A 14,924-nucleotide genomic window follows, 5' to 3' on the forward strand; every position below is an offset into this window, starting at 1 on the left:
AGCTAATCTTAGGATTTCGTGAGATTTTTTGCATCTATTTAAAGCCGTTAATCGGCATTGTTTTCAAATTTAAGTATTAACCTTTTTTTAGAAAAGAGGCGAGTGTTTTAATTTATCTGTCAGTCAAGCGAATGATCTGACAATTTGCTGTTATTCTATCTAACAGAGTCTGACAAAGATGTTTGTCTTCCACTACATATAACCATGTAGATATTTCTCGATTGGTAATAAAAATGATACTTCTTGTTTCATTAAGAAAGGTAACTGCTCGATAAAAAGCCTGCAACTCTGACCTGGTTGGTTCTAGATAAAATACATCATCAATAATAATCAAGTCGCATTCCCGCATATAGGAGAAGGTTGCGCCTGCTTTTGGGTTTATATCTTTGTTCTCTACAATATATATAAAAACATCAATGGATGCATAGTAAGTTTTATGTCCATTGTCGATCGCTGTTTCTCCAAGATGAACTGCAAGACTAGTTTTGCCTGTCCCGCATTTACCAAGCAGAATAATGTTTTGTTCTTCATTGAGCCACGTCAGATGGGATAATTGTTTTATCTGCCATTCCAAACCTTTGTTTAAATTCGATGCATCAAATACTTTGTTGGGAAGTTTGCTTGCCCTTCTTAGCTTGATCTGTTTTTGTCTGGCTCGTATCTCTAGTTCTTTTTGTAATATCATTTGAAGATAATCTAGGTTGGACAGTTTCTCATCATTCAAATCAATATATCCCCTGGCAATATTCCATAGATTTAGCTTCTTAGCCAACTCGCGGATTTCAGTTATATCAGCCATCGATTTCCCTCCTTATCTCCTTGCTACGTGTCAGATGGTTGAAATACTGTTGATTTGGTAAGAACTTCTTTGCTATCTGCTCACCATGCTTATACATTATGTAAGCCAAAAGTTCATAGGCATTGCAGCGTTCAGTCTCAATACAGTATCTTATCCCATCAAGCATTTGCTCCATCGAATAAAACTTCGTCATGCGATTTAAGCGAATGCAATGGCTATTAAAATATTTTGTTTGTTCTTGTTCCATCCGCCGTATAAATTCCTGAGCGATTTCATGCTCTGCAAAATATTGTTTTATAAGAGCATGAGAAACCCTGTTTCTGTTGTTTTTTTCCTCAGCTTTGAATATCTGTCCAGTATCTTCTGTTACTGGATACTTAGCTAATAATTCATTAGTATCGGTATCATAAAATAGAAGTATTTTACCATCATCCTCTATACGTATGCGTTGATGTGCATCCATCACACCGACATCAATCTGATAACGATTCCCTTTATAGCTGACCACTCCATTGGAATCAAAGGATGCTACAGTACTTGATACCTCTGAATATGGTTTAACATGAAAAAGCTGTTTTTGTTCTTCAATAAACATTTCTCGTGGCACTTTTCTAGTCACAGTATGAACTCTCCCGTTGCCTTCTCTATCCAACCATGCAAGAGCTGCACTGTTAAGACTGTCAATTCCGGTATATACCCTCCCCTCCAGAAAACTTTGCTTAACATATCCAATGACCTCTTCTACCTTGCCTTTACTCTGAGGATCTCTTGGCCTGCATAATGAAACACTGTAGCCGATACGCTTTACATATTCTTCAAAGGCCGGTACAAATATAATATTACCTAGATTTTCGCTAACCACATAGACCCGATCAAGATCATATAGAATTGTCTGTGGTCTTCCTCCAAAATATTGAAATGCATAGTTATGAGCTTTTATGGCTGTTTCGGTCGTGAAGGGATCCGGTGAAAAGCAAACAAATTTCATTCTGCTATAACTCAGAACCATGCAAAAGGAATATACCCGCACAATTCGTCCATACATATCTTTAAGTTTATATTGACCAAAATCAGCCTGAGCTTCATATCCTGGTGGCGAGACTTCACGTGGCGAGATTTTCTGCTTACTGGTATGCTGATACCCATGCTGTTCCCTTAGGGCTTTCATATAGCGATAGAAAGTAGCTCGTTTAACTTGTAAATCAGGAAAAGCTTCCATTAATTTGAGATAGATATTCGTATCCCGGATTTGTGGGCATATTTTCAATTGCTCTAATATGTACTGTCGATAATTATCCATATGATACTTTTCCTGCTCAGCTTCCCTGGCATAATCTTCTTTGCTCATATTCCAGTATTTACTGACAGAAGTATAGGTGAGCCCCAGCGCTTTAGCAGTTTTGGTCTGGGCAAGTCCAAGTGCTTTGTATTCCTGGATTTTTTGATATTGCTCGATACCGATCATTTTTAATTCCTCCTTTTGTTGTGTTATCCAAGTAATAATGTGTATATCAGTGCAAGCATAAGCATCACCCCCTTAAAATAGCACGCTAAATAAGCTACTTAAATATCCTGTAGGATTTAAGTAGCTTATTTAGCGTATATAGCCCATACATTAATTTATATACCCTCTAGTACAGAAGTTTTCGTCAACAGCATTATGTGTATATTTTTCCTATCAATAATTATTGTCAAGTTATCCAAATAACATATCTTGTAAAGACAGGTTTGTATTCTTTTGCCTTACAAAGATATAATTTTATTTTTGCAGTAACTCGCTATAAAATCCTATGCCTCTATCTTCAAATGTTCCAATAAGCATACCTCGATCAAGAAATCCGTTGCGTTCTTCACAACAAGTTTCTGGTAAAAGTACACAAGTATGGCAAGCAGCAAGATTTAGGGATTCAAGTCCTTGGCCTTGACTTAGAATACATACAGGATCATTTGAACATGCTTTTGCTCCAGCAATCGCTTTTCTAAAAATACGCGGAAATGCATCCGATTTCCCTTGTCTGACTAGTCCGCCTAATGTGCCTTCAGAATCGCCGCTAGCTGTATAAATAAATATCCCCGCCATTTGTTTCCCTTCAGATTCCTCAGCGCAGTAAATACGTTCGCTTAGATTCGCTATACTATAACCACACTCAAAACTAAGTTGCCTGATCAGCAAATGGGATATTGTGTGAAGCAAAATAAACTTCGGGGATATGGTTCGAGGGTTGCCCTGTCCAATAAACGACATAGCATAATTTTCATTAATTCGGTGCACGCGCTCAATTACCGAAGGATTATTCAAAATCCATTCATCAATATCATTTTGTGCAAACTCAATGAATATTCCTTCCCCTCGAACCTCATAAGCAGGATACCATCGAGTATCTGGTTCTTTTACATGGACAAAACCCGCATCATTCTTCCCAACAACAGGATTGATTCGTGAAAATCCGATTAGAGCATTTACGACTTTAACTTTATCGATAAGTGAAATAGACTTGATGTGAGGAAGATGATACTCATCTATTGGCATTTCTTCTCTTGAAAAATCACCAAATAACCCGGATGAAGAGGACACTTTTCCGCTTAATGCTGCATATTCATCAGCACGATACTTTACGCTCGTTACATCAATTTCAGATTCATAACAATCAAGCCATTTTCTAATTAGAATACTCTCTATTTCAGATTCTGCAGCACCTATTTCCAATGCAATTTTTTTCGTCCATCTTGGCAATCGACTTTTTATAGTATTAATTTTATCCCCAGGTTCTTCGTCCTCAATAATGGTCAAACAATCTGCAAAAGCTTTACTTTTTTCTATTTGAGCATTTAGCTTATCCGCATATGGAGGAATCACAAGAGAGCTATATACCACAGGAAAATACACCGATGATGAGCCTCGTTGTACAGTTCGCGGATAGCAATCACATTTTTCTTTGATATGTTTGTGAGGGTGATTACCTTCACAACGGAAATCATTCGATCCTGATGCTTTATCAAATTTTTCAAAACAGTCCTTATCAAAGGCACCCCTAAGAGTCGTTGAGGCGCCGCAAGAACAAGCTATATTCAATCCTTCCAGACCTTCACTTCCTGAAGCACCTGTTTTAAACTTTAGGGTAGGGTTGGCACATATCGGTTTTTTGCTTTGTATATGCACCCATTTAATCCAAGGAAAATCATTAATATGACCGTGTTCGCAAACAGTAACGATTCTAGCTACAACCAAATCTTGACGGCATTCCAAACATTGCATGTGCCTTACCATATGCTCATCATTTTCAAGTGTTCTAGCCTTTGATCGTTTCTTATATTCATTAACCCACTGAGTTATAGGCTGAAACTTTCGGCACTTCGGGCAAAAATACCATTCAGGAAATCTCATATATGATATATCTACAGGCATCGCAAAATAGTCTACGCCAAGTGCCTTTGCAAACCGTTCGTCATCGATTCTCAATTTTCCACTCCAGTATTCCGGCGCCGCCGTAATAAGAGTCTGATCAGGAAAGTCAACCATAGCACCAACCCCATATTGCAGAACGGCTTGGGTAGCGCGCACCGAATGTGTAACTTTATTAAGATCGACTTTTTCTTTGATTTTATTTACCATTGACTTATCCCTCCCAAATAATAACCTTACCTTTAACTGGAGTATCTACATTTCTCATAGAGGTAAGAGTTTCAATCGAATTGTCTTCTCCAATAGTATTATACGGTTTAAGTAAGCGTTTCATATCTGTGCCAGGAGGATTGACCATGAATCTACGTCCAAAAAATAATGGTACATTCGCTTCCAGACACAAATCAACTTTCGTTTGCCATTCAGTAATGAAGGAGCTCATTTCGCATTTCACTTCATCAGCATCATAATTCACTCCGCTATCGACACGTTTATTGATATTTTTAATTCTATCAAGTATAAACTGCTCTGCACCTGAAACAATATCTGAGAAGTATTCACTGTCAAAGTTCACCGCGTCCTTATCCTCGTTCAACCCAGCTTGTTGCCGTATAATCGAAACAAGCAAGGCGTGTAGAGCTCTTTCTCGAGCGGGTTTTGAAAACGGTGTCGCTCCAGTCGGCTCTACAAAGCGATAAAACGACTCATGGTATGCTCTGAATTGTTCATAATGAGAACGATCTCGATTCTTAGTAGCATCGTATTGCACGAATACCACACCCGGAAATGAGCGTCCGACACGGCTGGATGCCTGAATATATTCACTTGTCAGCTTTGGTTGCCCAATCATCAACATAACATTTAGTCTAGCAACATCTATGCCGACAGAAATCATATTAGTAGCCAGGAGAATATTAGAAGCATAACGTTTATCGTCAATATTTTTCCTCGAATATTCCACTTTTTCTAGTTTGTCTAATGTTTCGTTAAGCTCAGTTGTTGTTACACGACTTGTCAATTCATCAGCACTAATAATCAACCTACGCGATGTGAACATACGATTTGCTGTTCGAATAATAAAATCCTTGACGTCATCTTCTACAAGTGTAGATGCTTTACCAAGATCTTTAAGGCTGTTAAAATACGCTGTTAAAGTCCACATTTTATCCTTTACTTCATCTGGTAGGTTCATCATATAAATTCTTTGTAAAAGAGCAGCCATAACTCGTATTTCAGTCATAGCCTTTGTTTTTCCAGACGGCATAATCCCAACATATTTCCGACCGAACACGCCTTCTTTATATGATATTTTAGCTTCCCGGGCGAAAAATGAGTCATCTGAATTTAAGCCAGGAGCAGGGAATTGAACAACTTCACGATTATACAGAACAGAACATTGCTCCTTAGCTCGGCGTATTGTTGCAGTTGAAGCTATTATTTTGGGACGTATACCTTTACTGCTGCATAAAGCATCAACAGCAGTTTCATACAGACCTACTATAGTTCCGAGTGCACCTGAAATCAGGTGAAGTTCATCTTGAATAATCAATTCAGGCGTACGATTACTAGTGTCTGTTGCAAAGAATGATCCAATGCGTCCGTCCCAAGGTAGCATTGCAAATTTGTCCACTGTTCCGAAAAGCAATGTTGGGGGATCTTCGTATAGTTCTTCATCAATTATTTGAATAGGCAATCGCGTAGTAAAATCGCATTCATCTTGCGGACAAAACATATAGAAATGCTTATTGTCCCTCATACTGTAGCCCCACTTACCGACAAGTTTTTTGTCCTTCTCATCTTTGACAAGTTTTGTGCCGCACCAAGGACATTTTAATACCTGGAATTTATTATGTCTGTCTTTCTCACTCCGGACATAGTAATGCTCTTTTACATTCAACAACTTTTCTAAATGAAACTTTGCATCTTCATTTCTGTTTGGAATATGAGTTCCACCTATCCACAAGCCAATAGTAACTGGCTCTTTACCTAACATATAAGAAGGATACCTGTGGCGTTTTGCTTCACAATCTCTGCGGATATATTCGCAAGCACATATCAATGTAGAGGCACGAGTGAATTGTTGAGCTGCAAGCAAACGAAGTGTATAACGCATCATCACTGCAGTACCACCTGATTGTTTAGGGTGTTTTAACCGACGATAGAAAATCGTAAATGCAGTTAACCCGAGATATGCCTCTGTCTTACCCCCGCCAGTAGGAAACCAAATAAGGTCTACAATGTCACGTTCAGGCGATGCATCATCAACTATTGAGTTAATATCCATCAGTAAAAATGCAATCTGAAAAGGTCGCCATTTGCAATCTCCATCGTCAGCTTTTCTATAATCCATATTACTCAAAATTGAAGCAATTTGCATATCATCAGGATAACGGTCTTTGTCGGCTGTTTCTGCTTGCATTTTAAGGTGTATTCTTTGCATAAACATTGCTCTGTTTGCCAGCATAAAAGCATTATATGCAATATCATTATCTCGCAATGTTTTAATTCCTGAATACATTCGATTACAAGCGCGTTCGCATTCTGCAATATTTTTAGCTGCTGCCGATTTATATCGTATATCAAGTGTTTCAGCAATATTTTTAAGATCTTCAACCCATTTTTTATATAAGTCAACCATACTTTTTAAATCGAAGAGTTTATGCGATTTATCCGTTGGATCTAAATCTGACAAATACTTCATTGACAGTTTTTCCGAACTAATTTTATCATTTACTGGTAGGTTGAAATCCATCGGCGCAACCTCTGCTATCGGGAAGAATTCACTCCAAATACTGCCTTTACCTTCATCATTGATATTCCAATCAACTGAAACACCAAGACCTGTACCATACACTTTTTTGTGTCGATATTGCAACTCAAGTGAATGTTCTTCATCATCCATTGTTTCCGGATCATCATTAAGTTCCGTTTCTACAAATACAAATTCATTCTTTTCAGATGAAACGTTAATAAAAGGTTGAAAAATACAATTGTTGGGCTTTGCTGGTGTTTCCCTAAGATCGTTAACCAGCATAACAGTTATTGACCATAGATTGTCTGAGATTCTTGTACGCAACGCCGTGATTTTAGCAGTTGTACCATCTAGTTCTCTATTATTATCTATATAATCGCTTTGCGAAAAATCCAGTGTAAACTCAACCATATGGGGGACACGAACATAACCGTTTCTACAAAAATCAACAAAACGATAAGCTATTCTTTTTAATACAAAAGACTCATTCTCAGGTATTGTGTCCCTTTCAAAGATGTCTCTGACTTCTTTTGCATTAATTGAAGAAATAAGTTTAATTATCTTCAATTCTTTATCATAAACCATTTTATGCTCAAGCTCAGGTGGTATGGAGTAGCTTTCGGAATTATCTGGAACATAAGGGATTATGCAGTCGGAAACTTTTGCTTTTCTATATGTAGCAAAATCAGCACTGCCATGTACTAAATCTGTTTTTCCCCTTACAATAAAAGTTATCCCCATAGACGAAGGCATATACTGAGAAGAAAGGCTTATTTCTTCATCTAAGTTTTCTTGAGCAGTTTCGTCGTATTCACAGTTTCGTATCGCTTTTGTTATTGTCTCATTCGGTTCATCATTCTGCGTAAAAGAATCCTCAAATTCGTATGCGATTCCTTCACCGTTTTCTTCCTTTGGTATGGTTTCATCGTTATCCTGACTGATTTCGTTCCCTTGCGGATATAATATACCTACTGAGTAACGGCTTGTCGGGCTGCTTGAAATAAGCTCGTGTTCAGCATCAGGTATGCTGAATTCCGAACCAGGCCCTAGAAGCTCAGACTTAGTTAATTGAATATATTCTTCTCTAGCTGCAATCATCTGCTCTCGAATTTCATTATTTGTCATATTGTAACCTCCCAATCCGTAATCGGTTTATTGATTAAGTTAGCAGAAACAGTAACTGGTTCTTCAAGCAAATTTAGTGTGGCCAACTCTAAAATCTCAGACAAATTTTCCACATTATCGTATACTATTTCAAGAATACTTCCTATAGGTGGTTTGTGTCCGCGTAGCTTGTCTAAAATAGCTTTTCCGATTAATTCTAGTATTTCTTTTCTTTGCCGCCGTACAATGCGGCATGCTTCGAAATAACTGTGCGTGTCATTAAGAAGGTATGGATCCTGAGTAAGTTGGGCTATATGTCTTAACGTAATTTCATCTCGAGGCCCCACTATATGACTTTCTTCGATAAGCCACTGACGAATGGAAGCCTCTTGTAATGAGCTTCCGAGTTTTTGAAGCCTTGTTGCAATATCCCTATATGAAAGGTCATAAATTACTTTGTATTCGCGCAAAATATCTTTCCAATAAGATGCCTTTTCAGTCGCATCCAAAACATCTGAACTTAAGCGACCGCTTATCTGTAAATTCTCATATATATAATCAACCATATTTCTGGCATATCCGTCTCGTTTTAGAAATACAAGCTGATCCCCTGCAGAAAGACTTTCCGCAGCAATTTCAGATACTGTTCCAGTTACAGAATCAAAAACAACTGCTTTGTAGTACTTGGAAAATAATACTTGTTCATCGCTTACAAATCGCCCTATAGCGCATACTTCGGATGTTAATGTGTCTCCAGCATTGCCAGAAACGTTAGAAGTATACTTATTGATATCAAGTATACTTATATTATTTATATACTTTTCCAAACCCACTTCCTCATCAATAAATGAGATTAAGTCATTGTTCTTATCTTCATTGTTTTCCAGGTCATCATCAAATAGATCATCTTGAATAACACCGATTCTGGAATTCAATTTATTCTCAAAAGTTTCCGCTTTGTATTTTTTGTACTTGAACCAGTGCGTTTCGCATTCATAAAGCAATACAATAACATTTTCAGCCGCTCTACATTTTACCGGATCAAACCGTTTTCCGCAGAAATCACCTATAGCTATGATCTCGTCATAGCATACAGAGTTATCAAAACGGTTGGCGGTTACTATAGTTATTCCTCTTCTGTAAAATATTTCGTCCTCACAGAGGATATTGACATAATATGCTTTTGGTACAACAAGAGCAATTTTTTCTGCGTTCGAAGACTCGAGGTATCGCTTTAAAGCATTATATTTAGAACAATCTGCGAAGCAAGATTTGTACAACTGTTCTAAAGCATCGATAACATATATACAATGATATTCTACAGATTCTGCATTTTCTGCTAAATCCCTAAGTTCACGGATCCGGATAGCAGGAGAAGTCACACTGGCCTTCAACATGCCGTTTTCTATAGCTTTTTCGAGTTTTTCAATAGGAAATACAGCTGTGATTAAGAGGTTAAGGAGGGAATATGCTTTAATTAGAAAAGAGTTCTTATTATCGTCATTCCATTCAGAGTTCTTTATTGCATATAACGCTTCTTTGATTTTACGAAAATTTTCCCATGAGCATCCGCCATCAACAATCTCTGTCTTAACTGTATTATTAACAATATTCTCAATTTGTCTGTCAAGTTCAAGGGTTAGGTTATTTATCTCTTGTGGAGGAAGAGAATTTTGCAACAGAGATTCCCTTGTACACGCAAATACTGCAGCTCCCCCCTGCGATTCAATAATATCTTTCGCACATTCTGAATCAATTTCTACCGCAATATGAGAAAATTTAAGAGTTTTTCTTCCCAAGAGGTCAATCAGTTCGGAAGCACCATTTGATACTGCATCTGCACCGATAACCATCAACCCGACTGTTGTATTTCCATGTTTCTCTAACACCAACTCACGAGCGGTCGATATTTTCCTCGTTATCTTCAATACTGGTTCTGTTTTTGCTGGATTGTTACCTAGTTGATATTCTTCACCGCTGTCCGCATAATACGATGCTGTAACTATATCCAGCAATCCTACGCTCATGTTATCTCCATAAGAAATGCGTAAACCTTTAGATAAACGGGCAAAAGTGTCACGTTCGGTAACAATAACCACAGAAGCACCAGTAACACTTGGCACCTCTGTTACTGGAACTCCTAATATATGCGAAATGAAATCAGCTCTTTTGTTATCTTGTCGCCTTATTCCTCTTCCGTCGGTCAAGCTTGAAGTCCCATAGTAGGGTTTTATTAAGTTTTTATTATCCTCAAACGGAATCCAAGAAATTGTTTTTCCGTTTTTCCCTCTGCCATCCTGCTCTAGAGTAATGTATTGGGTTCCATCTCTGAAATCCAATCCACGCCAACGATACCGACCATTTCTGAACAGAACAATATCACCTTCATTTAAAGAATCAATAATCGATTCGGAGTTAGTCCTATCAAACGATACAGATGCTAATGCAACCATAATAAACGATACAATATCAAAGCAAATGGAACCCGTATGCAACGCTACGCTGACTGAATGGCCATTACCAGACAAAACGGACATGAAAAATTCGGCATACTTTTTGACAATTAGCTCTTTAGATATAAGCGAGTTTTCAAAGTATATGTCGCACTTATCAGTTAAGCAAAAGCGCTTCTTATCATTTGTCATGGTACAGCTACCTCCGTAACAAAATCACTTCCTGTTGAACCCCTCAGCTTGTTTAGCCCCTTCCTCCAATACCTCAAAAAATCAGCTGCGTTTTTTTTTAATTCTTTTCTCTTTTACTATATACATTGCTTGTTTCAGTACTATAGCACTCGCCTTTACAAGGTCTATCGGTACAGCATTGCCAATTTGCAGAGCAGCCGCTGTAAGCGAGTTACTGAATATGAAATTGTCTGGAAATGTTTGCAAACGAGCCGCTTCACGAATTGAAATTGCCCTATCCTGTTCGTAGTGTCCATAGCGCCCCTTTGAATAGCTTAGGCATCCTCCTGTCATTGTAGGTGCTGGTTTGTTAGCATCCATAATACCGTAAACATCCTTATGTCCTGAAAAGACATTGCCATTAGCATCCTTTTTTTTATGGCACTCCAAGACCAAATCTTCTGGTAATCCGTCACGCGAACCACCGTTGGCCCGGATTGCCCGTATGCGCTGAAGGTTGATATCGCTCAAATTAGCGCACTTATGATTGTGAATTTCCCCTTCGGGATCCACGTAGGTTTCACCCGCTCTAATGGGCGGTAGATCACCGATGGCTTCTTGTACCGTTTTCCACGGGAGTAAACCGTCAGTTTCTTTCTCTGAGTGAGTTGGCTTCGGAAGCTCGAATTGAAACCCGCTATCATTCAATTCCTTGTGAATGTCTTCTCGCACGGCATGTAGCACAAATCGCTTACGTATCTGCGGAACTCCGTAGTCAGCAGAGTTAAGAATGCCTTCTACCACCAAATATCTCTTTCTCAGACGAGTTAGAAATTCGTCGAGGATTTCCTTGTTGGATTTGGTCTTAAGGCCTGGCACATTCTCCATCAGTATGAACGGTGGTTCCAATTCCTCGATTATTCGCAAAAACTCAAATAAAAGTTTTTTGCGTTCAGCAAGGGTTTTCTTTATGTTTTTTGGGTTTTTACGTGAGAAGTTTTGGCATGGAGGACAGCCAGCGAACAAATATATGTCATCCTTTTTTATATCAGCGGCTTTAAGTATTTCCCAACCGCTCAAATTGCAAATGTCATCATGCAATACTTTTACCATGCTAAGCGGTTGATAGCTTTGATAGGTTTCTACTGCGCTACGATCAATTTCAACCGCAGCTTTTACTTTAAAACCAGCCAAAGTAAGTCCACAGGATACACCTCCGCAGCCTGAAAATATGTCTACTGCTTCAAATTCAAATCTCATTAATAACCTCCCTCACTTTCAATGTCCAACGCGGCGATAGTTTTCAAACCCGCTGGAGTGTTGATTTGCGGAGGGGTTTCCGTGTTTTTGAAGGCTTGGAGCTTTTGAGCGCACATTGCCTTAAAGTCGCAACTAACACAGTTCTGTGGACAAGCTCTCATAGGAAAGTCACCAATGAGTATCCCTTTGACAGCCCATTCAATAACACCGATGGCGTTGTTTACGGATTGGTTGTCCACTGGCACAGCAGTACGCTGATTGTCTTTTAATGTATGTATATAACCTGTTTCCACATTTTCGCCTAAAACCTCTTTTGCCGCCTTTGAGTATAATTGCACCTGAACAGACATATCCCGCCAATCATAAGATGCAACGTCCTCAGGTGTTTCCATCGACTTAAAGTCGATAACATCCGCTGTAATAATACCTCTTTTTGGATCTTCCAGCAGAAGCAAATCAATGGCTCCTGTTATCAATGCATCCTTAACTGAAATTTCAAAACGCGCCTCGTCTTGCCGCAAGCGTCCAAAGTCGGATGCATATCTATACGAATATTCAGTCATTATGCGCTGTACAAGTTGCTTTGCACGTTCATATGAACCTGGACGGTTGACGGGATCGTTGCTTGGGAAAACATGCTTCAACATGAAAGTTGATTCCACGATTTCCTCTACTTCATCCGCTGTGGGTGTCCTGTCTTTGAATTTCTGATGCAACCGTTCTAAAATAGTGTGACTCGTTTTCCCAAACCCGAATAATTCTGGTACTGCTGCATTGTAACCGTATATGGTAGAGAGCTTGTAAGAATACGGACATTTCAAATATTTTTTTACAGATGAATAGTCTGTCGGTAATTCGCTATCAGCAAAACGTGGAGTAGGCTCCATCTTTTCAGCTAACTCGTCAAATGTCAAATCTTCTCGCATATTCGGATGGTTTAAATTTATGATAAATTGCGACCGTCGTTTTCCACGTTTCAACCCTGGATGTGATGTACTACCGCTCATGTACAAAATGCGTTCAGCACGAGTAATAGCAGTGTAAAAAAGACGAGCTTCATCTTGGACACGACAACCATAAGCGCCACGGCTAATTGCATTCATCATGAGTGGTTGTGGTATCAATCCATTATATGTTTCATTTCTGCCTGGGAAACGTTGCGACACCAAATCAGCCACGAACACAACAGGAAATTCTAAGCCCTTGACCTTATGTATAGTGGAAATGTTAACAGCATCGTCCTTTGTAATGTAGTCAATTGGTTCCAATTCATAACTGTTCTGTGCAATGTTAGAAAGAAAATTTAACATTTCGCGATAACGTCTGGGAGAGTCAATGCTGACATAGGTTTGCTCAACATCCAATATGATTTTGCTAAACAGTCCCAAATCACGCAATGCTATTTCATTGTTTTCAATAGCACGAAGCATAAGTGCATCCAACAAGTCATGTAAAAACTGCTGTGGGTACACCTTGCGCCTTACACTCTCGCACGGGGCATGTATCTCTTGCTGCCAGTGCTGTAGCACCTGAAGATATTTGACCTTATCCGCTTGTGGAAAATTGGGCAACACTTGCTCATTAAATATCCTTTCTGCCGCTGTTCTATCATTTGTACTATCACGTAATAATTCCATTATTGACAAAATACACTGTGCGTATGGGCGATCAAAGATCCCACCTTCTCCTGTAGTTTTGCATGGAATACTCAAGGCTTGCAAAGCATTTACAAATTGAACATCACGGTTTTCACCATAGGAATTATGTATGCTGCGAAGCAAGATGGCAAAATCACTATAAGTTAACCCGCGTCGGCTTTTCTCGGTTCCGTCTGGATTGTATTCAATATAAGTAGTTCCAATAAGAGATTTAATCCGATTTGCTATCCATTGTGCCTCTTCATCACGAGTAGTAAACCAGAGTTTACGAAGGTCTTGTATATTTCTATCAGAATTGGAGCTTATATCTTTTGGCAATCGTTCGTAATTAAGATTTGCCTGCACAAAACTATTTGCCGTTTCAACAATCGCCTTGGTGCTTCTAAAATTGATAAGCAATTTATGTATAGAAACATCGTTATATCTGTCTTTAAATGTCAATATATTCTGGACATTTGCACCACGCCAGCCGTAGATGGCTTGGTCATCATCTCCAACCACAAACAACATGTCCAGATGATTGGCGAATGTTTTGATGAATTCCTCCTGAATGGGATTAATGTCTTGATATTCATCGACAAAAAGATATTTGTATTTTTCGATATATGATCCACCTTTGAGAGAGATTTTCTTTAATTCATCAACCGCTAACCTAATAGCATATGAAAAATCCATATAGCCATCGTTGAGCAGCTTTGAGGCTAGATTCGAAAGCTGCGTATACAATACTGTGTCATGTTTTGCAATATCACTCAATGGAATATTCTCATTATTAAGTGTTTGCCATGCTTTTGTGAGTTCATTTATCGTTTTGAAATATCCTCCATTACTCTGAATTTCTAATTGGTAGAAGCGCGACATTACAAACAGAATCAACCCGTTCTGATCAAGGATATCAAACTGGCGATACCTCGCATCAATATTGCCAATCAGTTTTTGGCAGAAAGAATCCAATGTTCCTATGAACATAGCACCTATATAGTTTTCTGGCAATCCGAATTTATGTAGTGCCTCTGCCACTCTGCGTTTTATTGATTCGGCGGCCTTCTCCGTAAACGTAAAAGCGACAATGCTTTCGGGAGACTCCCCCTTAGAAACCAAATACGCAATTTTATAAGCAAGCGTTCGAGATTTTCCCGAGCCAGCGCAAGCCAAACAAAGGATATGCTTTGATTCGTCTACAACTGCGTTGTACTGTTCATCTGTTAAGTTAGTCCGCAGGATTTCTTCAGTAGTCATGATAACCTCCATATCAATTTGTATTTTTTCAGTTAAGTCGCTATTTTTCTTTTCCAGCTAAAACTCCAAAGAATTCTGATTCTAA

General features: G+C 38.7%; 7 protein-coding genes. All 7 read right to left on the minus strand.

All coding sequences use genetic code 11. The features are described from left to right. Nucleotides 1-112 precede the first annotated feature (112 nt). Complete coding sequence (locus K412_RS0105865) at nt 113-799, minus strand: ATP-binding protein (protein ID WP_024832235.1); 687 nt, start codon at nt 797-799, stop codon at nt 113-115. After that, entirely contained in the window at nt 792-2,264 is a 1,473-nt protein-coding gene (gene istA / locus K412_RS0105870) for an IS21 family transposase (protein WP_024832236.1), read from the minus strand. Before istA ends, K412_RS0105865 begins: the two co-directional genes overlap by 8 nt. Before the next feature lie 294 nt (nt 2,265-2,558). Further along, entirely contained in the window at nt 2,559-4,412 is a 1,854-nt protein-coding gene (gene drmB, locus K412_RS0105875) for a DUF1998 domain-containing protein (protein WP_024832237.1), read from the minus strand. Between the two features lie 4 nt (nt 4,413-4,416). After that, nucleotides 4,417-8,052 carry a helicase-related protein gene (locus K412_RS0105880; protein ID WP_242835554.1) on the minus strand — a complete coding sequence of 1,212 codons (3,636 nt, stop codon included), beginning with the start codon at nt 8,050-8,052 and terminating at the stop codon, nt 4,417-4,419. A 23-nt stretch (nt 8,053-8,075) separates the two neighbouring features. Beyond that, a complete protein-coding gene (locus tag K412_RS0105885; RefSeq protein WP_024832239.1) occupies nt 8,076-10,703 on the minus strand; it encodes a DrmE family protein in 2,628 nt (875 codons plus the stop codon). Between the two features lie 81 nt (nt 10,704-10,784). Next, on the minus strand, nt 10,785-11,942 hold the full coding sequence (locus tag K412_RS0105890; RefSeq protein ID WP_024832240.1) for a DNA cytosine methyltransferase: 1,158 nt from the start codon (nt 11,940-11,942) through the stop codon (nt 10,785-10,787). Then, entirely contained in the window at nt 11,942-14,839 is a 2,898-nt protein-coding gene (locus tag K412_RS20545) for an ATP-dependent DNA helicase (protein WP_024832241.1), read from the minus strand. The genes K412_RS0105890 and K412_RS20545 overlap by 1 nt, the downstream gene beginning before the upstream one ends. Nucleotides 14,840-14,924 lie beyond the last annotated feature (85 nt).

The organism is Ruminiclostridium josui JCM 17888, assembly GCF_000526495.1.
Taxonomy (GTDB): domain Bacteria; phylum Bacillota; class Clostridia; order Acetivibrionales; family DSM-1351; genus Ruminiclostridium; species Ruminiclostridium josui.

Excerpts from the sequence above, each read along its gene's own strand:
- K412_RS0105865 (WP_024832235.1), bottom strand. The coding sequence starts at position 799 with ATGGCTGATATAACTGAAATCCGCGAGTTGGCTAAGAAGCTAAATCTA.
- K412_RS20545 (WP_024832241.1), bottom strand. The coding sequence starts at position 14,839 with ATGACTACTGAAGAAATCCTGCGGACTAACTTAACAGATGAACAGTAC.
- K412_RS0105880 (WP_242835554.1), bottom strand. The coding sequence starts at position 8,052 with ATGATTGCAGCTAGAGAAGAATATATTCAATTAACTAAGTCTGAGCTT.
- istA (WP_024832236.1), bottom strand. The coding sequence starts at position 2,264 with ATGATCGGTATCGAGCAATATCAAAAAATCCAGGAATACAAAGCACTT.
- drmB (WP_024832237.1), bottom strand. The coding sequence starts at position 4,412 with ATGGTAAATAAAATCAAAGAAAAAGTCGATCTTAATAAAGTTACACAT.
- K412_RS0105885 (WP_024832239.1), bottom strand. The coding sequence starts at position 10,703 with ATGACAAATGATAAGAAGCGCTTTTGCTTAACTGATAAGTGCGACATA.
- K412_RS0105890 (WP_024832240.1), bottom strand. The coding sequence starts at position 11,942 with ATGAGATTTGAATTTGAAGCAGTAGACATATTTTCAGGCTGCGGAGGT.